The sequence below is a fragment of the Fluctibacter corallii genome, from assembly GCF_025751585.1.
Classification (GTDB): domain Bacteria; phylum Pseudomonadota; class Gammaproteobacteria; order Enterobacterales; family Alteromonadaceae; genus Fluctibacter_A; species Fluctibacter_A corallii.
Map to the genome: position 1 here is coordinate 17,585 of NZ_JAOWKX010000010.1, position 21,127 is coordinate 38,711.

The 21,127-nt window shown below is 44.7% G+C and carries 19 protein-coding genes; 9 read left to right on the forward strand and 10 right to left on the reverse strand.

Annotated features, from left to right (window positions below):
• Positions 1-49 precede the first annotated feature (49 nt).
• Positions 50-1,276, forward strand: a complete 1,227-nt coding sequence (locus tag OE749_RS16555; RefSeq protein ID WP_263713689.1) for an MFS transporter — start codon at positions 50-52, stop codon at positions 1,274-1,276.
• Positions 1,273-2,160 carry an ROK family protein gene (locus tag OE749_RS16560; protein ID WP_263713598.1) on the forward strand — a complete coding sequence of 296 codons (888 nt, stop codon included), beginning with the start codon at positions 1,273-1,275 and terminating at the stop codon, positions 2,158-2,160. The genes OE749_RS16555 and OE749_RS16560 overlap by 4 nt, the downstream gene beginning before the upstream one ends.
• Here OE749_RS16560 and gloA2 read toward each other — a convergent pair.
• Entirely contained in the window at positions 2,140-2,523 is a 384-nt protein-coding gene (gene gloA2, locus OE749_RS16565; RefSeq protein WP_263713599.1) for an SMU1112c/YaeR family gloxylase I-like metalloprotein, read from the reverse strand. The two genes, OE749_RS16560 and gloA2, sit on opposite strands and share 21 nt — an antisense overlap.
• A gap of 244 nt (positions 2,524-2,767) precedes the next feature.
• On the opposite strand from gloA2, the gene OE749_RS16570 reads away from it, so the two are divergent.
• A complete protein-coding gene (locus OE749_RS16570; protein ID WP_263713600.1) occupies positions 2,768-3,946 on the forward strand; it encodes a porin in 1,179 nt (392 codons plus the stop codon).
• A gap of 70 nt (positions 3,947-4,016) precedes the next feature.
• Here the strand turns inward: OE749_RS16570 and OE749_RS16575 are convergent, their stop codons facing one another.
• The 5 genes from OE749_RS16575 to OE749_RS16595 all read right to left on the reverse strand — a co-directional run bounded on the left by OE749_RS16575 (position 4,017) and on the right by OE749_RS16595 (position 10,213).
• On the reverse strand, positions 4,017-6,116 hold the full coding sequence (locus tag OE749_RS16575; protein ID WP_318527894.1) for an alpha-amylase family glycosyl hydrolase: 2,100 nt from the start codon (positions 6,114-6,116) through the stop codon (positions 4,017-4,019).
• Between the two features lie 67 nt (positions 6,117-6,183).
• On the reverse strand, positions 6,184-7,155 hold the full coding sequence (locus OE749_RS16580) for an aldo/keto reductase (RefSeq protein WP_263713601.1): 972 nt from the start codon (positions 7,153-7,155) through the stop codon (positions 6,184-6,186).
• Between the two features lie 111 nt (positions 7,156-7,266).
• Positions 7,267-8,265: a cytochrome d ubiquinol oxidase subunit II gene (locus tag OE749_RS16585; protein WP_263713602.1), complete on the reverse strand. Its 999-nt coding sequence runs from the start codon at positions 8,263-8,265 to the stop codon at positions 7,267-7,269.
• The gene (locus OE749_RS16590) at positions 8,262-9,638 is read right to left on the reverse strand and encodes a cytochrome ubiquinol oxidase subunit I (protein ID WP_263713603.1); all 1,377 of its coding nucleotides are present in this window, start codon (positions 9,636-9,638) and stop codon (positions 8,262-8,264) included. The genes OE749_RS16585 and OE749_RS16590 overlap by 4 nt, the downstream gene beginning before the upstream one ends.
• Before the next feature lie 23 nt (positions 9,639-9,661).
• Positions 9,662-10,213 carry a GbsR/MarR family transcriptional regulator gene (locus tag OE749_RS16595; RefSeq protein ID WP_263713604.1) on the reverse strand — a complete coding sequence of 184 codons (552 nt, stop codon included), beginning with the start codon at positions 10,211-10,213 and terminating at the stop codon, positions 9,662-9,664.
• Between the two features lie 191 nt (positions 10,214-10,404).
• Here OE749_RS16595 and OE749_RS16600 point away from each other — a divergent pair, with 191 nt between their 5' ends.
• Positions 10,405-10,566: a hypothetical protein gene (locus OE749_RS16600; RefSeq protein WP_263713605.1), complete on the forward strand. Its 162-nt coding sequence runs from the start codon at positions 10,405-10,407 to the stop codon at positions 10,564-10,566.
• Between the two features lie 138 nt (positions 10,567-10,704).
• Here OE749_RS16600 and OE749_RS16605 read toward each other — a convergent pair whose 3' ends face one another.
• Positions 10,705-11,745: a zinc-dependent alcohol dehydrogenase family protein gene (locus tag OE749_RS16605; protein WP_263713606.1), complete on the reverse strand. Its 1,041-nt coding sequence runs from the start codon at positions 11,743-11,745 to the stop codon at positions 10,705-10,707.
• A gap of 140 nt (positions 11,746-11,885) precedes the next feature.
• Here OE749_RS16605 and OE749_RS16610 point away from each other — a divergent pair, with 140 nt between their 5' ends.
• Positions 11,886-12,350: an Lrp/AsnC family transcriptional regulator gene (locus OE749_RS16610; protein WP_263713607.1), complete on the forward strand. Its 465-nt coding sequence runs from the start codon at positions 11,886-11,888 to the stop codon at positions 12,348-12,350.
• A 485-nt stretch (positions 12,351-12,835) separates the two neighbouring features.
• A complete protein-coding gene (locus OE749_RS16615; protein WP_263713608.1) occupies positions 12,836-13,435 on the forward strand; it encodes a porin family protein in 600 nt (199 codons plus the stop codon).
• Between the two features lie 101 nt (positions 13,436-13,536).
• Here OE749_RS16615 and OE749_RS16620 read toward each other — a convergent pair whose 3' ends face one another.
• The 3 genes from OE749_RS16620 to OE749_RS16630 form a co-directional block, all read right to left on the reverse strand.
• Complete coding sequence (locus tag OE749_RS16620) at positions 13,537-14,760, reverse strand: FG-GAP repeat protein (RefSeq protein WP_263713609.1); 1,224 nt, start codon at positions 14,758-14,760, stop codon at positions 13,537-13,539.
• Between the two features lie 388 nt (positions 14,761-15,148).
• Positions 15,149-15,994: an alpha/beta fold hydrolase gene (locus tag OE749_RS16625; protein ID WP_263713610.1), complete on the reverse strand. Its 846-nt coding sequence runs from the start codon at positions 15,992-15,994 to the stop codon at positions 15,149-15,151.
• A gap of 27 nt (positions 15,995-16,021) precedes the next feature.
• On the reverse strand, positions 16,022-16,480 hold the full coding sequence (locus OE749_RS16630; RefSeq protein WP_263713611.1) for a MarR family winged helix-turn-helix transcriptional regulator: 459 nt from the start codon (positions 16,478-16,480) through the stop codon (positions 16,022-16,024).
• Between the two features lie 104 nt (positions 16,481-16,584).
• Between OE749_RS16630 and OE749_RS16635 the strand changes: the two genes are divergently transcribed.
• Genes OE749_RS16635 through OE749_RS16645 form a run of 3 tightly spaced genes read left to right on the forward strand, consistent with a single transcriptional unit; the run spans position 16,585 to position 21,090 of the window.
• Complete coding sequence (locus tag OE749_RS16635) at positions 16,585-18,996, forward strand: efflux RND transporter permease subunit (protein ID WP_263713612.1); 2,412 nt, start codon at positions 16,585-16,587, stop codon at positions 18,994-18,996.
• Positions 18,980-19,786: an outer membrane lipoprotein-sorting protein gene (locus OE749_RS16640; RefSeq protein ID WP_263713613.1), complete on the forward strand. Its 807-nt coding sequence runs from the start codon at positions 18,980-18,982 to the stop codon at positions 19,784-19,786. The genes OE749_RS16635 and OE749_RS16640 overlap by 17 nt, the downstream gene beginning before the upstream one ends.
• A complete protein-coding gene (locus OE749_RS16645) occupies positions 19,783-21,090 on the forward strand; it encodes a DUF1302 family protein (RefSeq protein ID WP_263713614.1) in 1,308 nt (435 codons plus the stop codon). Before OE749_RS16640 ends, OE749_RS16645 begins: the two co-directional genes overlap by 4 nt.
• Positions 21,091-21,127: the final 37 nt, after the last annotated feature.

Genomic DNA, 21,127 nt, shown 5'->3' on the forward strand with positions numbered 1-21,127 from the left:
CATGCAGCAGAGCCGGAATATTGTTGTGATTCGATGGCTCACTTATTTGATGTTTATGATGTTTGCGATGACGTCTGATTCTGTGGGCGAAATCATCAAAGAAGTGAAGCGGGAATTTGACGTTACCAATACTCAGGCAAGTTTGATGCATTCTTTTCCAATGCTTGGAATCGCCCTTTCTGGTCTGTTTTTGGGCTTTTTGGCCGACAAGTGGGGACGAAAGAAAACCATTATTTTTGGTTTGTTTGTGTTCGCAAGTGCATGCTATGGGTTTATTTTCGACCACGTTTTCGTCACGTTGCTTTCATTGATGACCCTTTCTGGCATGGCAGTTGGAATATTTAAAACAGGCGCCCTTGCGTTGATTGGTGATATTTCGACCTCTACCAAACACCATACATCTACCATGAATGGAGCAGAAGCATTTTTTGGTGTGGGCGCGATTATTGGTCCTCTCATTGTCGCTTACTTAATAACTCAGGGTGTTGATTGGCAATGGCTTTACGTGTTGGCTGGTGGATTATGTACGCTACTGATTGTAATTGCATTGCTGATTGACTATCCCACGCATCAGGTAGATGCAAAGGTAACGAAGCGCATCTCGAGCACTTCTAGCTTTGCACTATTAAAAAATCCATATGCGATGGGCTTTTCGGTTGGTGCGTTTTTGTATGTTGCCGCTGAAAGTGCGATTTATGTCTGGATGCCTAGTTATCTGCTATGTGATGCATCTAGTGTTAATGCCGTATATCACTGCTACACAGAGGGTGTTTCACGAACCCTTGCTATTTATTCCGTCACCGCCTTTTTTATTTTGCGTGCATTAGGCCGATTTGTAGGTATTTGGATGATGCACCGTTTCAATTGGGCACTCGTGTTGATGTTATTCAGTATTGCCATTGTGCTTTGCTTTGTGGGCGGGCTGCTGGGGGGAAAGCAGGTAGCACTCTACTTGTTTCCCTTATCGGGCATTTTTATGTCGGTGATCTATCCAACGTTTAACTCTAAAGGAATCAGTTGTTTTCCAAAGCATGAGCATGGAACGGTTGCTGGCGTTATTTTATTTTTTACCGCAGCAGGTGCAGCGGCTGGCCCTCTCATTATGGGTATCGTAAGTGACTTTTTTGGTGGCGATGCCAAATACGGTTTTATTGTCGCTGCATTCTTTGCAACGATATTGAGTCTTGGACTGGTTTATAATTTCATAGTAAATCCGACTGCTCGTAGGCTCGCTGTTATTGAGGCGCAGGAATATGGCGGACAGGAGAAAATATGATGCAATATTTTGGGGCAATTGAGGCGGGTGGGACAAAGTTTAATTGTGCCATATTTAATGACGCGCGCGAAATACTGGCCGCTTGCCGAATACCGACCACACACCCACAGACAACGTTGCATCAGGCAGCGGCGTTCTTTCAAACTTACAAGCATGACTACCCGCTTGCAGCACTTGGTATTGCGAGCTTTGGCCCCTTGGATCTCGACCCAAAATCTTCGGAGTATGGGTATATTACGCGCACGCCAAAGCCTGATTGGAGCCATACACCGTTGTTAGATTTTTTTAAGCAACAGTGTGGGTGTCCAATACGTATTGATACTGATGTGAATGGGGCGGCGTTGGCTGAATATCAATGGGGCGCTGCGCAACACACTGATGTAGCAGTCTATTTGACGATTGGGACAGGTGTGGGCGGCGGCATCATTATTAATGGTAAGCCGCTACATGGTTTGGTGCACCCTGAAATTGGTCACATGCTGGTTGATGCGCCACCAGACGTGGAGGGCGTGTGTCCGTTTCATGGAAATTGTGTTGAAGGCTTAGCGTCAGGATTCGCGTTAAACCATATTTGGCAGCAACCTGCTGAAACTCTGCCGATAGAGCATAAAGCGTGGCAAATTGAAGTGGGTGTCTTATCTCAACTTTGCCATAACTTGATGATGACGTTGAGCCCGCAAAAGATACTGATGGGAGGCGGCGTCATGGCAAAAACAGGTTTATTAGAACGTGTTCAGGCTGCAACAGACTCGTCTTTGGCGAAGTATATTTCGCTCCCTTCTCATCAACATATATCAGATATTATTTGCTCGCCTTACTTTGAGCAAGACGCAGGCTTATACGGCGGGTTTGCACTGGCGCAGTCAGCATTGGTAAATCTCTAGAGGGAGGCCATCCGGGTCACTAAAAAACGTAAATGCCTTTTGTGTTAATTCATCAACGCGAACAGGCTCCACCGTTATTCCTTGTTGCTCTAAGTGAGATTTAGCGTGTTCAACATCCTTAACTGCAAATGCCAAATGTCTCAAGCCTTGAGCTTCAGGATAACTTGGGCGAGGCGGTGCGTCAGGAAAGGAAAAAAGCTCGATTTGGCTACCATCGGGTAATTGTAAGTCGAGCTTATAGGACTGCCTAGTTTCTCTGTAGGTTTCAGCTATTACACGCAATCCTAAAACTTCAGTATAAAAATGCTTACTTCGCGGATAGTTAGAGCAAATAATTGCCACGTGATGAATGCGTTCAAACACGGGTTCGTCCTTCAATTTATGGTGTACCGTTTGTCCAATCTGCATTTTAGATGACGGTAATACGGATATTCAACACTAGGAGTTGGTAGGGCAGAACAATTTACACAGTGGTAGAAAGAGAAACCAACCCTCAACATTGCGCTACTCATACGAGTAAGACCCTGAATCATTGAAATTTTCTGGCGCTTTTCGTTTAACTGTCTACGCTTATTTTAATAACGAAAACATTCATGGGACACATTCAATGAAAAAAACTTATCTTCTGCCTATTGCAGTGTGTTCGCTGCTTAGCGCACCCAGTGCTTTAGCCGAGATTCGATTCAACGGTTTTGGCTCGTTCTATCTGGGTATAACAACCGATGATGATGAAACGCTGTATGGATACGATGATGATATTTCGTCAAAGCCGAATTCACTTTTTGGCCTTCAAGCTACTGCCGATCTTATGGATGGATTGACCGCGACTGCGCAAATTGTTGCCAGAGGCGCGGATGATTATGATGCAGAGTTTGAATGGGCTTACCTTACGTATGCCGTAAACGATCAACTCAGCGTGTCTGCGGGGCGTTTGCGTATACCATTTTTCAAATACTCTGAATACCTTGATGTGGGTTATGCATTTCCGTGGGCGCGCACACCCCGTGATGTATACGGTATCAACTTTAACAATATGGAAGGATTCAGAGCCAACTACAATACCAACTTTGGTTATTGGGATGTTGAGCTTCAAGCTATTTATGGCGTGATTGACGAAGATATAGAATTTAATGGATTTATTTTACCCACAGAAGCAGAAGATTTAATGGGGGCCAGTATTAATGTCACGAGAGATTGGTTTTCTTTCCGGTTAGGATACTCTACGGCAGACATGACTCTCGCGACGTCCATTGATGCATTTGAACCCTTTTTTGCGTCTTTCAATCGTTTAGACATATTTAATGATATTCAAACTAAAGATGATCATGGGTACTTCGGAAATATCGGTTTCTTTATTGATTACGAAGACTGGGTGGTCAATACAGAGTATGTTAATTATGGTATTCGAGGAAGTTTTGGAGAAGACACCAGTGCCTACTACGCTATGGTGGGGCGTCGTTTTGGCGAGATGATGATTAGTTATACTTACTCTGAGAATGAAAGGAATAATGACTACGACGTCGCTGATAGTATTCCGGCTGCGATACCGAACCCTAATCCACCTTCTGTGCCCGTGTGTGGTGCTACTGCCGCATCATTTTTCAGAAATTGTGTGTTTATACAAGAAAGTGAAAACAGCACCCATAACGTGACCTTCCGTTGGAATTTCCATCCTGCGGCAAGTTTCACCATTGATTACACCAATCAAGAGTACGATAAGCTTGAAGGCATGCCTTCTGACGTTAGCAATAAGTTAGTGACGATGGGGATAGATTTGGTCTTCTAGTTTTATAAAATAATCTTTAATACAAGAAAGGAGCGTTTATCGCTCCTTTTTAATGGGATCTTGCAAACACTTACAGAGTAAATGTATGTAGTTGACTGGCTCCTTCGCCGTTGGTTGCTTTTACCGTGATACGTTTCCCCTTAAGCGCGCGGTACTGTGCTTTACTGAGAATCGCCTGGTATGGCGTGTGGTAATCAGTGACCAATGGTGCGGCATCTATATTATCGCCAGCAAACAATTCAAGACGCAAAATGCTCGGTGTATCGGTTACTTTAGATGGCACTGTGAAAGGCAGTATCACCCTTGATGCTGTCTCTTCAACCTTCCCCATCTTTACAGATAAGTCAGTAATGATAGGGGCTTTGTCTGTGGCTTTGAGTAACGAATAAGACAACGGCGGCAGACTAACAAGCAAGACTGACTCTGTATGATTCACGTCCCCTTCGCCTGATAGTTGCTCATATCCTGCTGCATAAGCAGTAAGTTGCGCGGTTTGCTGTGCTGTTGTCGGATTAAATACAGCAAGCACCTCTTTTTGCTCATCTTCGTCAATTCGAGAAAACGCAAATACGTCAGAGTTGTTGGTAACGTTACGATTTACCATTACACCGCGCCTTAGAGCAGGTTGAGATGCACGTATGTGAGCAAAGTAAGCAAGCGAGGTATAAAGCGGATGTGTGGTGTCAAAGTTATTATCAGCGGTGGTGGCTGAAGTGCCGAGTAAATTGTTGTCGTTGTAACTGGCAACGTGAGAGGGGAACATGTCTTCACGAGCATCTACGTCATGAGCATCACCCGTAAACCCTTGTTCATCTCCATAGTACACAACGGGAATGCCGCGGGAGAAGTACATAAAGCCATGAGATACAACACTACGTTTGAGCTTTTCGTCTTCAGAGGCATCAGGTGTTGCGCGGTTGATAAATAATCCTGGCCGCCCCATGTCGTGATTTCCCAAAAAGTTCATTAATAGATCTGCGTTGCTATCAGCGTCACTGTAAAAATCGTCGTTGTTAATCAGCTTAGCGATGACATCAGTAGAGCTACCGCGATAAAATACCTCTGCTGCGGCATGTTGAAAGCCAAAGTCCAGCACGGAGGGAAGCGTACCTTCGGTTGTAAAGCTACTCAATACTTCTGCATTCCCGTCATACACTTCACCAAAAATATGAAAATTAGGAATGCCTTGCGCCTGAGCATGCTCGACAATTTTGGGCGCAAAGTCTTTCCAAAAGCTCATATCTACATGTTTAACGGTATCAATTCTGAACCCGTCGGGTTTGAATTCGGTGATCAGGTTCTGATAAATCTCGACCATGCCCGAAACAACGTTGGGATCCCGCGTATTTAAGTCATCAAGGCCAGCAAAATCACCATTAATGGCGCTTTCACCTTGCCAGAAGCTGTCGCCTTGGTTGTTGTAATATTTCGGATCGTTAAGCCAAGCAGGATGTTTTACCTCTTTGAGGTGATCAGGAATAAATGGCGTGTAAGTATCGCCATTTGCTACGTCTTGCATCGATTTATATGGGCAAGTGTGCTCACCTTTAAACGTACCGTCGCTGTTGTGGCATTCTTGATAGCGAATAATGTCGGCAGTGTGGTTGGTGATGATATCAAAAAAGATTTTAATGTCTTTTTTGTGTGCAGCATGAATAAGAGATTTTAAGTCGTCGTTGGTACCAAAGTGAGGGTCGATTTCAGTGAAGTCGACAATCCAATAGCCGTGGTGTCCAAAGCCGCCTTCTTGCACTGCTTGATTACGTAAGATTGGGGTCATCCAAATCGCGGTGATACCCATTCCTTTGAGGTAATCTAGTTTTTCTTCTAAGCCCTGCATGTCTCCACCATGAAAAGCCCATTTGGATGTCACATCAAGCCCGCCTTGGGATATAGCATGGGTTTTTGAACCGAGATCGTTGTCAGGATTGCCATTATTAAACCTGTCAGGCATAACAAAATAAAAATTTTCATCTCTGAGATCGCGGTGCAGATAGGTAAGGGTGTCTTTCTCTGATTCTGAACTGTGCGACGTATCTGGCGACGAGCATCCGCCTAGCATCAGAGCAGCTGCGAGCGATGCGCTTAATGCTGTGAGAGACGTTAGTCGTGAAACAAATCGGACACCCACTTTTTGGTTGGGTATCCGTATCAGGTTTTTTATTGTCATTGTGTGGGTGTCCATGTTCATTTTTGAGGTTGTCGGTTATTCGAGTTGGCTATGGGTGTCTACATGTTTAGGGCAGTGCTTCGCCTCTGGCGGTTTCAAACAATCTATACCAGTGCTCTCGTGTTAAATTAACGGATGTAGCAGCAACGCATGCTTTAATTCTAGCCAGATTTGTTGTGCCTAATACAGGCTGAATCTTCGATGGGTGTCTTAACAAAAAGGCTAATACAATGGCCTCCGGAGAGGTTTGATATTCTGCCGCCAGCTGGGCAACGTATTTTGCTGTTTGTTGAACAGATTCAGATTCATCTGCAACGTGCTTGCCTGTGAATAGACCCTGAGCGAGACTTCCCCATGATTGAACTTGCACGTTGTGCATTTGACAGTATTCAAGCGTGCCTGAGCTGAAATTAAGATCTTTACCTGCGGGGTTGCCCACCATTACGCCGTCTTCAAGCCATTGCCGTTGATGTAGGCTGATTTCAATTTGGTTAGCGACAATAGGGGCATCAATCGCTCGCTGCAAATATTGAATTTGTGCACTATTCATATTAGATACACCGAGATGCTTAGCTTTGCCTGCACTGTGCAGTGCCTCGAATGCTTCTGCGATTTCGTCGGGCTGCATTAATGGATCAGGGCGATGTAATAGCAATATATCCAAATAGTCAGTATGTAAGCGCTTTAGACTTTGCTCGACGCTGTAAATGATCCAATCTTTAGATAAATCATAGCGTTTCGGTCCTTTATCATCATCAAAGCGAATTCCGCATTTTGACTGCAAAAAAAGGCTCTCACGCAGACTGGGTCTGGCTGCCAATATGTTACCAAACACTTGTTCCGCCTTGCCCAATGTATAAATGTCAGCATGATCAAACAGATTTATGCCGTTGTCTAAGGCGCAGTCAATAACTGCGTGGCCTTGCTTGATATGCTCATCAGTGATGGCAGACCTATCCCAGTTGCCGCCGAGGCCCATACAACCATATGCGAGCGTGCTCACATTTGGCAAATACGAAGACAAAGGTAGTGTGTGCATAAATGGCCCAAAAATAGAGAAGTATGGCTCTATTTTAGTGGCTCATCTAGAGGAATAAAGTGAATACGTATGCGTAGCGCCTGGCAAGGTGTCAGGCGCTAGTGGGTGGCCTTAATAGTAGTGTAAATCTGTCACCTTTCCCCAAAAAACCCGATAGGAGAAAAAGGTGTAGGCGGCAATACACGGGATCACCACGATGGCGCCCCACAAAATAAACATAAGGGATTCAGGTGCGCTTGCTGCTTCCCAAATAGTGACTTGCCCTAAAACGATATAGGGGTAAAAACTTAATGCCAAACCACTAAAACAACATATAAAGACAACAATTGTGATTAAGAAGGGCAACCAGCTGCCCCTGTCATTCTCTAATGGTAAACGTGCAACTACTCTATCGTGTAAGAATACCAGCGAAAAGCTTAGAAAGGGGATCATCAGATATAAATACATCCAAGGTGGATTAAACCAACGCTCGAAAACGTACTCGTTTATAAACGGATTAACAGTACAAACGGCAATGATGCCAACAAAGCAAATTCGTCCTGCCCATTTGGCCCATTGGATGGCATTGGCTTGAAGCTCTCCTTCCGTTTTCATGATTAGCCAAGCTGCACCAATCATCACATAGGCCATTGTTACGCCCAACGCACTGAGGATGGCGAACCCGTATGCCATCCAACTGTCGTCAAATCCCATTACGTACATACCGAGCATATAGCCTTGGCTGGTGGATGCGATAATTGAGCCGAGCTTAAACAATCTGTCCCAAAGGAGTCGACTGCCTTCGGCAGCTTTGGCCCGAAAATCGAAGGCAACACCGCGCAAAATCAAACCAATTAGCATGATCGTAGCAGGCAAGTAGAGTGCTTTAAGTATAATATTGTGGGCGGTGGGAAAAGCGATAAGCACTAAGCCCACAGCCAAAACGAGCCAGGTTTCGTTGGCGTCCCAAAATGGGCCGATAGACGCTATCATTTTATTTCTGTGGTTCAGATTGTCCATGGGTAACAAAATGCCGACACCCAAATCGTAACCATCTAAAATGGCGTACACTAGTACCGCTAACGCTGTAAGCGCAGCAAAAATCAAAGGCAGATATTCTGGATTTATCATGCTTTTGCCTCTTGTGGTTCGAGCGCTTGTTCGCCGGGTGCATAACCCGGTAGCTCAGTTTTGTCGTATTCTTCGATTTCAACTGCGCGTTGCGCCATTAAAAATACGGTACGAATATACGCAATCAATAATAATCCATACACAGTGCAATAAATGGCGAGGGTAAGCCCGACATTGGCTGGTGCAATATCGGTGACTGCATCGGCCGTTTTCAGTATGCCAGATACTAAGTACGGCTGACGACCAATCTCTGTGACGTACCAACCTGCTAGAGTGGCAATCCACCCAACGAATGTCATGCCGACCAACCCTTTTAATAGCCATGAGGGATAGTCTTTGTTCCTGACCTGTAAGTAGGTGGCTGTCCATCCAGTTAATAACATCAGCATGCCAAGCCCAACCATAATACGAAACCCAAAAAACACAGGCGCTACGGGAGGATGCTCCCCTTCAAATTCATTTAGCCCGCGAATTTCACCATTTGGATCGTGTGTAAGAATGAGGCTAGCCATCTTGGGAATGGCAATTTCGAGATGATTGGTGCGATTGTCTTCATCGGGAATAGCAAATAGTAATAATGGCGCGCCTTTTTCCGTTTCCCAAACGCCCTCCATTGCTGCCACTTTTTGCGGTTGATGCTCAAAGGTGTTGAGACCGTGAAGATCTCCTACAAAAACCTGTAATGGCGCAGCGACAGCGCACACATACATGGCAGTTCGAAGCGCCAATGTCGGGGCTTTCTTATCATCGCCTTTCAGAAGACGATATGCAGAAATGCCAGCAATCAAAAAACAACAGGTGAGCAAAGAGGCCAACAGCATATGGCTAAATCGATAAGGAAAAGATGGATTAAAAATAATCGCCAGCCAATCCTTGGCATGGGCGACACCATCAATCATTTCATGGCCCTGAGGCGTTTGCATCCATGAGTTTAGCGCGAGGATCCAAAAGGCAGATAACGAGGTGCCAATTGCCACGATGAGTGTAGATAATGTGTGTAACCATGAGGGGACGCGCCGAATGCCAAACAGCATGATGCCCAAAAAGGTGGCTTCCAGAAAGAAGGCGGTAAGTACTTCATACCCCAATAATGGCCCCGCGATATTGCCGACTTTTTCCATAAAGCCTGGCCAGTTTGTTCCGAACTGAAACGACATGGTAATGCCACTGACCACGCCTAAGGCAAAGGTGAGTGCAAAAATCTTTACCCAAAAGCGGTAAATGCGCATCCAAACTGGGTGACCCGTAAAGTCGTAGCGCAGTTTAAAGTAGAATAGAAACCAACATAGGGCGATAGTAATGGTAGGGAACAGGATATGGAAACTGATATTGGCGGCAAATTGAATCCGCGAGAGCATCAGTACGTCGGCCATGGTTACACCTCTTGAGCTAAAAGTTAATTCCGTTTACTCGGTAAGAGCTTGTCTTTCATATCTAACACTTTGCCCACGCCTGCACCCAGTTTCATCAGTGTTTCAAGTTTTTCTGGGCTGAGATGCTGAAGTTCTTGTGACCAATGTGTCACGTTCTCTAAAAGATCATGCACTTCATTTAAGCGAGATTGCGCGTAAGCTTCCTGCTCATTGGCAGGTGACTCGAGTAATATAGTTCTTAACAGTGAAAGGGTAGGATCAATTTCACGTTTTCTGCGCTCTTCGAGCACCCGTTGTGCCATATCCCATACGCTACCCAATGCCATGAAATAGTCTTTTCGGTCACCAGGTTTGTGGTGCTGCTGTACCAAACGCCATGACTGTAACTCTTTCAATCCCATGCTGACATTGCCGCGCGAAATGCTGAGGGTCTCTGCGATGTCGTTGGCTGATAACGGTTCATCGCTGATCACGAGCAGTGCATACATTTGCCCGACAGTACGGTTGAAGCCCCAGCGGCTACCCATTTCACCAAAGTGCATTACGAATGATTGAAGAAGCGGTGTAAAAGTCATTTTTCTGAAGTTTCAGTAATTTCTGAAAACTATAAAGCTTTGTTTGATTTTGATCAATGAAAATTATAAATTTTTGTGGGTGTGGGATCTCATATTCGATGAAATAAAATCTTATATTGGGAAATGGCCGTCTCATAGTGGCGAAATAAAAGTGATGTGGCGCTATAGGTGTTGTATTTTTGGTGTGAGGGATGAAAAGCGCATCTTCAAATGCGGTAACTTGTGGGGCAGTAATAGATAAAAGAGCAGACGGTCGTATTGCAAAAACGAACAGCCGCTTTCTGTGTGAAGCAGACATTGAGCATCACTTTAATCAGGGGCCGCTTTTTACGTATAGCGGACCTTACTCGTAATGAAGTAAGAACAGTAAAATTAGGGAGAGTGGCGGCAGGTCGACATTTGAATTTACACCATTTACTTTCGTTCACTACTTAAGTCTGTTCACTTGCCTGATACCATCCCTGGTGAGCTAAAAAGCAAGTCTTCAAGATTCAAAACTGAGTTATAACTGTTACACCAGGCGAACTTTTTCTTTCCAATGAAGTAAGGGCTGAGATTGATTCCTCAAGAGAAATACAGCGGCCCAAAAGTTTTTCAGGGGCGAGTTTGCCAGAAAGAATCATGTTGAGCATCGCATCATACCGATATGCTTGCATGCCGTGACTGCCGAGAATCATTAGTTCATGTGCGACAACCCTATCCATTGGAATCGGCGGAGTAGATTGTTCTGCTAATAGTAGGCCGACTTGGATATGACGACCGAGGCGACGCAGCGACTTGACCGAGTTAACAGCGGTTATTGGATGACCTAATGCGTCCAATGAAACGTGTACTCCTCCTTTTGTGATTTCGTGAATAGCCTCAACCACATCGTCGACTTGGTTCGCGTTGATTGTTGCGACAGCGCCAAAACTGGTTGCCAGCTTCAGAGCTTCATCCGAAAGGTCGACTGCTATGACGTTCGCCCCGAGAGCAGTTGCTATCATAATTGCAGAGAGACCTACACCACCGCAGCCGTGGACACTAACCCACTGCCCAGCGGACACATTTCCTTGGTCAACCACTGCACGGAATGATGTAGCGAAGCGGCAACCCAAGCTGGCTGCCGTTGTAAAGGCCATCTCTTCAGGTAGAGAAATCAAATTTACATCCGCGTGATCGATAGCAACAAACTCAGCGAATGAGCCCCAATGGGTAAATCCTGGTTGAGTCTGACTTGCACAAACCTGATGGTTGCCCGAGTCGCAGTCGCTGCAGTTGCCGCAGGCACTGATAAAGGGAGAAGTGACTCTGTCTCCGACCTTGAAACCACGAACATTCTTGCCAACAGCCTCAACAATGCCAGCAAATTCATGGCCTGGAACATGCGGAAGTACGATGTCTAGGTCATGCCCCATCCAAGCATGCCAATCACTACGACAAACGCCAGTAGCTTCAACCTTAATGACAACTCCATCGGAGTTAGGCGTGGGATCACTAACCTGCATGATCTTTGGCGATTCAGCAAAATTTTCAATTACTACGGCCTTCATTGATTTCCTCCTCAGTACCTTTACCTCAATCACGTCAGTTTACCTGTTTGGTGTGAAATTACTTTTCCATTTCCTGTCATTTCCCACAAATATGTGCAATTATCTTTCGTAAATAGATTCAACTTAAAATGATTCTTCAGATGGGTCGACTAGATAGAAAAGATATTGGTATTTTGAAGAAACTGCAGTCAGATGGACGATTGTCCAACTCGAAAATTGCAGCGGATCTTTCAATCAGCGAGGCGGCTAGCTGGAGACGAATCAAAAGTTTGGAACAAGATGGTTATATAAAGGGGTATCAAGCCAATCTCGATCGTCGCAAGCTGGGATTTAGTGTTATAGCCTTTGTTCAACTAACTTATGTGGAACATGATACTGAGACTACCGAGCACTTTGAGAGGGTAATACGAGACTCGGAACAGGTGTTGTTCTGTCACAATACAACAGGCGATGCCGACTTTTTATTGCAAGTTGTTGCGAAAGACCTTGATGAATATAGCAGTTTTGTTGAACAGGTTTTAAGAAAGCTAAAAGGTGTATCGGCTATAAAGTCCAGTTTGTCTTTGCGGGAAGTAACCTCAGCTACGCGACTGCCATTGAGATAAAGTAAAGCGACACTCTTTGTATGTCAGAGCAGGTTAAATTACGTATCCATGTATGTCCGCTCCTTGTCTTTTGATGCCCGTCAAAGCGCTTGAGGGGAACTTCCGCTAACGCCCAATTCCTGACCTTAGCATTTGATTACTTTAAGAGGCAGCTTCACATACAGAGCTGCTGATTAGAACTCATAAAAAAGACAGTGCTAAGTTGTCAACGGTGACTATCCGCTAAACTTTTCACTTGCACTTCAACCTATAAGTGATTTGGTGCTACAGATCTTGTGATTATTGGTGTAAGGATGAAAGGCACATCTATAAAGAAGGAACGTTTTCTGGGCGTGTACGGATTGTTAGTCAGTTATTTTTCGGGAGGATTACCAGCCCAAACTTACACTTGCTTATCATCGGTATTCAGTTACAGTTCATTTTTTCAAATTAGTATTCACTCAATACTACTTTTTAATCAACAATACAGGAAGATGGAGCTTCGAATGAAATCAAAACTTCTATTGCTTAGCGCGTTATTATCACTTGGATTTCAAGCGCATGCCGACGAAAGTCAACGTTGGCACCTTGGTTTACAATACAGTTTTCAGGATATTTCTGTCGCTCCTGATAGAAAACCAGAAGCGGTTGGGGTTGTAGGTGGGTATCGTATATCTGAGTACTTCACGCTGGAAGCGAGATACAATGTTGGCAGTTCAGGATATTCTTCAACCTATTTGGATGGTAATGAAGGGGAAAAGTACAAGGAAGAGATTGATACACAAGCAATGCTACTAATAAAGGCCTCTTATCCGATTTTTGATTCGGTAAGTGTTTATGCCTTGGTGGGAGTGAGCGACACTCGGTACGAATTTACCGTTAGAAGCTACCGTTCAGATATAGAAGGCAATACAACAGAGGTTGTTTACCCTTACGTAGTTAGCCACAAAGAAAAAGACTTTACGTACGGTTTAGGCGTGACTTATCGCTTTAGCGATAGCGTGACGGCATTTTTAGATCACCAAATTTTGCCAGAACTTGAAATCGGTGATAGCCCACAACAAGACTGGAGTGCGACAAATATTGGTGTTACCTACTCGTTTTAGAGACTAACCCTTTTTAATTCGCCGATTTTATCTAAGCTATATGCAACAGCTGACGCTCTGCGATTATGTGTAGCGTCAGCGTCTATTGTTAATGTATAAATCTACTGAGCCTCATTGAGTTTTTGTATAAACACCGCGCCTGAGTCTTGGCCATTAGTTCCATGATTGGGTGCAGTGATTGCAGCGACGTCATCAGATAACGCGACACTCCATCCGAATCTATCGTTAGGATTGCTCGTGTTAGCTACAACCTTAGAGGCAAAGCGCCAGCTGTCTCCCCTTTTTTCGTACACGTACAGTGCACCTGTGTCAGGGCCATTTGCGTCATGGTTCATTGCGCTGATAATTGCGGTGTCTTTTTTCAACGCAACATCACGACCAAAACGATCATCCGCCTGCCCATCTGGTGATATCAGTTTTGTGTGTTGTGTCCATATAGTGCCACTACGCTCAAAAATATAGGCCGAGCCAGCGTCTATACCTATTCCCTCAATATCGTCTCGCCTTGCTGAAATGAGCGCCGTATCGCCAGAAACGGCTACTCTTACACCGAAAATATCGGTGTTACCCCCATCTGAAGCCATTAATTTAGCTTCTTGTTTCCACGTGTTTTTGTCGTGAACATAAACGTAAACTGCGCCTGCTTTTTCTGCCTTGTCATCATGCAGATCTGCGCCCACAAGAATTGTGTTGTCATCAATGGCAACGCTGATGCCGAATAAATCACCTTGAGCACCGTCGCTGGCGGTGATTTTTGTTTGGTAATGCCAAGCGCCGTTTTCACGTTTGTATATGTAAGCGGCACCTGAATCGTTGCCACTCGCGTCGTTACGCGGTGCGCCGATGACAAGAAAATTATCGGTTAGCGCAATACTTTGACCAAATGCATCACCAGGTTTGGCATCGGGAGCCGTGAATATATGTTGCTGCTTCCACAGGCCTTTTTCTCGTTCAAACGCGACGACAGCGCCAGAGTCTTGACCTTTGTCGTCCCTTCTCATTACACCTAGCATGGCGATATTATTGTGCAGCGCTACCTTGCCTCCCACTGTATCTTCGGTAAATACGGGGTCGGCTATGAGTTTAGCTTGCTGCTGCCAACCGTTTTTATCAAGCACGTAAACATACGCCGCTCCCGCATTTCTTATCCCGTTAATGTCTGCTTGATGTGCACCGATTAACACGGTATTGCCATCTATGGCTGCGCTGTATCCAAAAGAATCGCCGGCTTTGCCATCCTTGGCCAGAATCATATCTTGTGTCGCAAAACTGTTTGTTGCGATGAGCGTGAGACATGCAAATAAGTGAGATATGAATTTATGCACTGATTTTGTCCTTCCTGTTTTTATGTCCATTATTGATAGGGTGACAATGATGAAACTGTTCATCCTTGCTTCCATGGAGAATTGCCAGAAAATCATGGTGTAAGGTATTTTTCATTTATCACACTAATAAGCTAATCCTATGCGTTGTGACAGGTAGAATTTAAGATGAATGTATCGAGAAAATGATTTTTCTTGAACCAAATTGTTTATTCGGTGCGTGTAAATGCTAGTGCGTTGCCGATGAGAAAAGTTAGCCTATTTGGATATAAGCGGCCATCAGATTAGTTTTATGACCGCTCATGCGAATGTAAAAATTGATTGGAAAGCGACTGGGTCGTGCAGATTTTAATTACCCTATTTACGTTAACGGTGAGCTTATCAGCACACGCTATGAACAGCGATTTAAGCTATGGCTGTGGGAAAAATCCTGACGAATAAAATCGACGACAACCGATATGGCTTCATTCGTGTAAAGTATTTTTCTGTGGCCTAACCCTTTAGAGATATGTATTTTAACAAGAGCATCGTCTTTATAGGCGAGGGCGTGTTTAACTGGTATTTCTCTGTCGTCTTCGTCGTGAAGCACGAGCACTTGGGTTGCGTCAGACAACTTATTCGTTGCAATTTGCGCATATGGAATGCCTACCTCCTCGGCCACAAATGCCATAAATAGAGATTTAGCCTTTCCCTGTAGCCCAATAAAATCGACAAAAGACTTAACGACGTCATGAAAATTAGATGGGCCCGCTATTGTAACTACTTTTTTCGTTTTTAAGCCCTGAGTGATGGCGTAGGTTGCACTTCCGCCGCCCATTGAATGACCGATGATAGTGTGAAAAGCACCAATTTTTTCTTCCAATGCAAATAGTGTACTAACGAAAAATCCTGGGTGGCTTTTATCGCCGCTACTGTCGCCATGTGCAGGGGCATCAACCGCATATACTTTGAACCCGGCATTAACCAACGGTGAAAGCATCGCGCAGACTTGCGTGGCTCGGCCTTCCCAACCATGAATGAACAAAATCGGTTCACCTTCACCCCACTCGTAGTACACCGTGCCATCGTCAAGGGTATGCTTGATGGCGTCTTTTTTTATGGCTTCTTCCTGTGCTCGCGGTGCGTGGCGTCTTGGCGTAAAAAAAAGCGTTGTTGCACTGTTTACTGCTTGCTTGGGAGCAACGTAGCTAAGTATGAAGAACTTAAGTCTGAGTAATGCGATTACGAGATGTTTCATGGTAGCCTCACTTGACAGATTAATGCGTTAACAAATGTTTCTTAATGCACGAAGTGACAACATAGTATTTTGGAGCTCATCGCGATTGAACTCGTTTTCTAGTTGCGATTGAGCCGACTCCCAACATTGATAAGCTTCACGTAACGTGTTTTGCCCTTGGGGAGTTAATGCTACCGGCCGCTTCCTTGCTTCTTTTGCATGTCCTCGTTGTATTAAGCCTTGTTTTTCAAGCAGTGACAAGTTTCTTGAAACGCTGGTGCGCTCCATAAACAATAATTCTGCGATTTGAGATATAGATTCTGGCGCGACTTTGGCAATCGTCACTAATAACGTAAATTGCGTGATGGTTAGTCCGACAGGACGTAAGGCGTTGTCGTAATGACGAGTGATAGAGCGCGCCGTACTCAGGGTTCTAACGGCTACGCAGCGGCTAGCAACGTCATTGATAATATCTGTAAATTCTTTCATATCGTGAATATACACCATAATTTCTATTTATCAATATAGCACTTTAATTTGAATTAAAACTTGACATAGTGCATATACACTATTTAGATATATAGTGCATATACACTTTAAGGAGAGCGAGTGTGGATCAGATTCATGCTATGTATTTTGAAACCAAGGCGACACGTGGGTTTCTCACTCTGTTACGCTACCGATGGGCAGTGCTTGCTATGACGTTCGTAATGATTGGGATGATGGCTCGATATATTCCAACACTTCAGCGAGACACCAGTTCTGATGCATTCATGCAGCCAGACTCCCCTGCATTGATTTATAAAGAAAAAATGGAGTCTGTATTTGGGCTCACTGATCCCCTTGTGATCGCCATTGTGAGCCAAGACCCCAAAGGTGTATTTTTCCCTGAAGCCTTGTCTTTAGTGGAAACCTTAACAAAACAAGTTGAACGAATCCCCTATATCGACCCAGATCGTGTCACCAGTTTGGCAACAGAAAACAATATTACGGGGACGGAAGAAGGCATCGTCACCGACCCATTTTTTGATAAAAACGCTGAACGATTTACTGCGCCTGTTGGAACGCAAGCTCGCGCTAATGAGATTCGTAATGCCATCAATCAATTTCCTCTTTTACAAGGTTCGCTGGTGTCACGAGATGGCAAGGCAACCATTATTGCCGCTGAATTACTCGATGAGGACAGTGGAACCGCAGCATACGAAGCCTTTTTAGCGATTGTCGAGAATGCAGACTTACCGGAAAACATAGCGCTGCATGTTGCGGGTGAAGGAGCCGTGTCGGGTTACCTGTCGGTATACATTGATAGAGATGCACGAAAACTGAATCCCATGGCGGGGTTAATTATCACCTTCGTATTGCTGTTGGCGTTTTTTAGTCTGCGCGCTGCCGTATTACCTAACCTGATTGTTTTTGCAACGGTATCGGGCTCGTTCGGCATGATGGCCGCCAGTGAGACCAGTTTTTACGTGATCACTAACGGATTGGTGGTGAACTTAATTGGAATTGCCGTTGCAGATAGCATTCACATTATTAGCGAGTATTACCGACTGTTACGCGCAAACCCTGATTTAGATAAGAAGCGATTGGTTGCGATGAGTATGTCGGCGATGTGGCGTCCCATTACCTTAACCTCCATTACTACGGTTGCGGGGTTTTTGGCGTTGGCCTTTTCTAGCGTTATGCCACCCGTTTACTATTTTGGCTTGTTCGGTGCATTGGGTGTTTTTCTTGCGTGGGTATATTCAATGACATTGCTGCCGTGTGCCATGCTCGTATGGCCAACAAAGCGTCTTCCGTATCCATTTAAGCACAAAGAAAGCAGCAAACCATCTAGCAATTTAGCCGAGAAGCTCATGACTGCTTTGGGTAGAACAGTCCTTAACAGGCCGAAAACCGTTGTGGCGATTTCTGCATTGTTGACCACGGTCGTCATTGTGGGTTCTAGTTTGGTCGTTGTGGATGAAGCAAGGATTGAGAGCTTTAAATCGACAGAAGCGATTTTTCAGGCCGACAAAGCCATTAATCAAACAATGGATGGCGTATACAACCTAGATGTCATGATAGACAGCCATGTGTCAGAAGGGTTGTTTAATCCGCAAACGCTCCGAGATATCGAAGCATTGCAACATTTCATGGAAACCTTGCCAGGAGTTAATGGCACTACGTCGGTTGTGGACTACGTTAAGCAGTTGCATAAAGCGGTGCAGGGTGGACAGCCAGAATATTACCGTATTCCGGATAATGAAGCGCTTATCGGCCAGCTCTTTTTTCTGTATGGCGCTTCTGCTGATCCCACCGATTTTGAGGAAGAAGTGGATTATGACTATCAACGGGCGTTGATTCGCGCTCAAGTTGATAATGACAGATATATCAATAACAAAATAGTGGTTCCTGCACTAGAAGAGTGGATTAGAAATAATCTAAACCGTGATGATCTCACCGCCACCGTAACTGGGCGTGTTACGGTTAATTACTACTGGATACAAGGCATCGACCAAGCCACATTGGCATCGATTACGATTTCATTTATTGCCGTTGCTACAGTGGCGATGTGTGTTTTTCGGTCATTAACCTTGGGTGCGATTGCGGCCGTTCCCGTTGGCTTGGCGGTATTATTTGTATACGGGATTATGGGATTTCTAGGGATTCCGCTTGGGGTAGGAACCAGTATGTTCGCTGCAATTGCAATTGGCTTATCCATCGATTTTGCGATTCATACGTTAGACAAAATACGGGAAATAACACATCAATTTGGTTTTGATAATACAGCTTTACTTACGCTCTTTCCCTCAACTGGCCGTGCTTTATTGTTCAATTTTATGGCTGTCGCGGGTGGATTTGGTGTATTGGCAACGTCAGACGTGCCTCCGCTAATCAAATTTGGCTCGCTGGTGGCGATTGCCGTAACGGTAGCCTTTGTCGCATCAATGACCCTGTTACCCGCGTTAATCATGTTAATTAAACCCAACGCATTAAAACCCACCTTTGAAACGGAGCAAGCGTATGCACTTTCAAATTAATACTCCCATTGCAATTTTTCTGGCATTGGCATGTTGCACAGTGCCGCCAACAACCAGCGCCACGTCAGGGTTAGAGGTGATGCAGCAGGTTAATGCGCGTGATGACGGCAACATGATTCAACGCCGATTTGTACTGGAACTGACAAACAAAGACGGCAAAACCAAAACCGAGAAAACGCGCTCTTATCGTCGTTATTTTGGTGATGAGAAACGTACGGTGATTTTTTATGAGGAACCCACACGGGTGAGAGGCACGGGTTTTCTTACCTTCGACTATCCCGATCCGTCGGTTGATGATGACCAATGGCTGTATTTGCCAGCATTGAGAAAAGTTAGGCGTATCTCTGCGTCTGATCGGGGGGACTACTTTTTGGGTACTGACTTTACTTACGAAGACATTAAAAAAGAACAAAAAGTCGAAATTGATGACTACACGTTTACCGACAAGGGGATGGAGTATCTAGACGGAAGGACTCTACATGTTGTTGAAGGTGTTCCGGTTAATGAGCAAATTGAAGATGAATTGGGGTATTCGCGTGCGATTTGGTACGTAGACCCAACCATTTGGATGTCGCGTAAAACCGAGCTATACGATGTAAATGGCAATCATGCTAAAACCATCACAATAGAAGTTGTAGAAGTGATTGATGGTATTATCACTGCAACCCGCATTTTAGCGACGAATCACAAAACAGGGCACTCAACACGATTAACATTTTCTGACGTTGACTATCAGTCAGACGTGCCTGAAAGCTTGTTCACTCAAGCACGATTAAGGCGTGGGTTGTGATACGTATAGTCGCGATAATGATTGTGCTCATGTGGTGGAGTCAATCTCAGGCACATGCACAAGGTCTGGATTTTCGGGGAACTTTGTCACTTGAAATGGCGCTAGAAACCGAACACCGAGAAATACAAAAAGCTGATTTCGTGTTTAGGCCAGAATTACAGGGCGAGTTTGGCTCAATAGGTAATTTTACCCTAATAGGTATGGCAAGGTTTGACCCTGCTGATGCCCTCGAACCAGGGCAGCCTGATGCGTCAAATGATGTCAGATCGTCAATGAATCAGCGTTTCTTATTGGGTGAAGATATCGATGCAGAGCTTAGAGAAGCCTACGTAGATTTTTATTGGGATGATGCATTTGTTCGCATAGGCAAACAGCAGGTAGTATGGGGGCAAGCGGACGGTTTACGCGTACTTGATGCGGTGAATCCGTTGCACTTTCGTGAGTTCATACTTGGCGATTTCGAGCAGCGGCGAATTCCTACTTGGATGGTAAATATTGAAAAGCCAATCGCGGATGCTGTACTTCAATTTTTGTGGATCCCTGATAAAACTTATAATGACACACCACGCAGTGGAACTTATTCCTTTAAACAAACGACTGTCGAGTCTAATACGTCACCTGACATTACGAGTGTCTTAATCAACAAGCCAAATCGATTTATTAAAGATGATGACTTTGGTGTTAGAGTCAACGGATTTTACCAAGGTTGGGATTGGTCACTGAATTATTTATATGTGTACGATGATATGCCAGTGACAAGGCAGCGACGAGGGACAGATCGCCAATATGATGTTACGCAAAACTATGAGCGGACCCACTTGCTGGGCGGCTCTGCATCGAATGCATTTGGTAAAGTAACATTACGGTTAGAAACCGGATGGCTTTCAGATCGTTTTGTTACAGTGGAAAATGAAAGAGACTGGATTGATGTAACGCGTGTTTCAGAAATTAGCTATGTAGTGGGGCTAGATTACCAAGTTAGTGGTGACCTTCTTTTGAGTACGCAGTTGTTTCAGTCTGTACTACTAGATACACCGAAAGACGTTAATCGAGATGGTACAGAAACCAACCTAACGCTGCTGGCAAGGCATGATTTCCTTAACGATAGCGCGGAATTAGAAGCATTACTGATGATGAATGCAAACGACGGTGATGGTGTACTCCAACTCTCATTTGAGTATGCGTATTCCGATCATGTGTTGATTGGTGTAGGAGCGGATGTGTTTTTTGGTAAGCAGGAGGGACGGTTCGGACAATTTGATAAAGCCGACAGAGTGACCTTAATGTTTTCATATGGCTTTTAGAGGGTTTTGTTGAATCTTATTGTGAACAAGGTAGTCT

Excerpts from the sequence above, each read along its gene's own strand:
- OE749_RS16575 (WP_318527894.1), bottom strand. The coding sequence starts at position 6,116 with ATGACAATAAAAAACCTGATACGGATACCCAACCAAAAAGTGGGTGTC.
- OE749_RS16630 (WP_263713611.1), bottom strand. The coding sequence starts at position 16,480 with ATGGTGTATATTCACGATATGAAAGAATTTACAGATATTATCAATGAC.
- OE749_RS16610 (WP_263713607.1), top strand. The coding sequence starts at position 11,886 with ATGGGTCGACTAGATAGAAAAGATATTGGTATTTTGAAGAAACTGCAG.
- OE749_RS16600 (WP_263713605.1), top strand. The coding sequence starts at position 10,405 with ATGAAAAGCGCATCTTCAAATGCGGTAACTTGTGGGGCAGTAATAGAT.
- OE749_RS16625 (WP_263713610.1), bottom strand. The coding sequence starts at position 15,994 with ATGAAACATCTCGTAATCGCATTACTCAGACTTAAGTTCTTCATACTT.
- OE749_RS16560 (WP_263713598.1), top strand. The coding sequence starts at position 1,273 with ATGATGCAATATTTTGGGGCAATTGAGGCGGGTGGGACAAAGTTTAAT.
- OE749_RS16580 (WP_263713601.1), bottom strand. The coding sequence starts at position 7,155 with ATGCACACACTACCTTTGTCTTCGTATTTGCCAAATGTGAGCACGCTC.
- OE749_RS16585 (WP_263713602.1), bottom strand. The coding sequence starts at position 8,265 with ATGATAAATCCAGAATATCTGCCTTTGATTTTTGCTGCGCTTACAGCG.
- OE749_RS16605 (WP_263713606.1), bottom strand. The coding sequence starts at position 11,745 with ATGAAGGCCGTAGTAATTGAAAATTTTGCTGAATCGCCAAAGATCATG.
- OE749_RS16615 (WP_263713608.1), top strand. The coding sequence starts at position 12,836 with ATGAAATCAAAACTTCTATTGCTTAGCGCGTTATTATCACTTGGATTT.
- OE749_RS16570 (WP_263713600.1), top strand. The coding sequence starts at position 2,768 with ATGAAAAAAACTTATCTTCTGCCTATTGCAGTGTGTTCGCTGCTTAGC.
- OE749_RS16595 (WP_263713604.1), bottom strand. The coding sequence starts at position 10,213 with ATGACTTTTACACCGCTTCTTCAATCATTCGTAATGCACTTTGGTGAA.
- OE749_RS16590 (WP_263713603.1), bottom strand. The coding sequence starts at position 9,638 with ATGGCCGACGTACTGATGCTCTCGCGGATTCAATTTGCCGCCAATATC.
- OE749_RS16640 (WP_263713613.1), top strand. The coding sequence starts at position 18,980 with ATGCACTTTCAAATTAATACTCCCATTGCAATTTTTCTGGCATTGGCA.
- OE749_RS16555 (WP_263713689.1), top strand. The coding sequence starts at position 50 with ATGTTTATGATGTTTGCGATGACGTCTGATTCTGTGGGCGAAATCATC.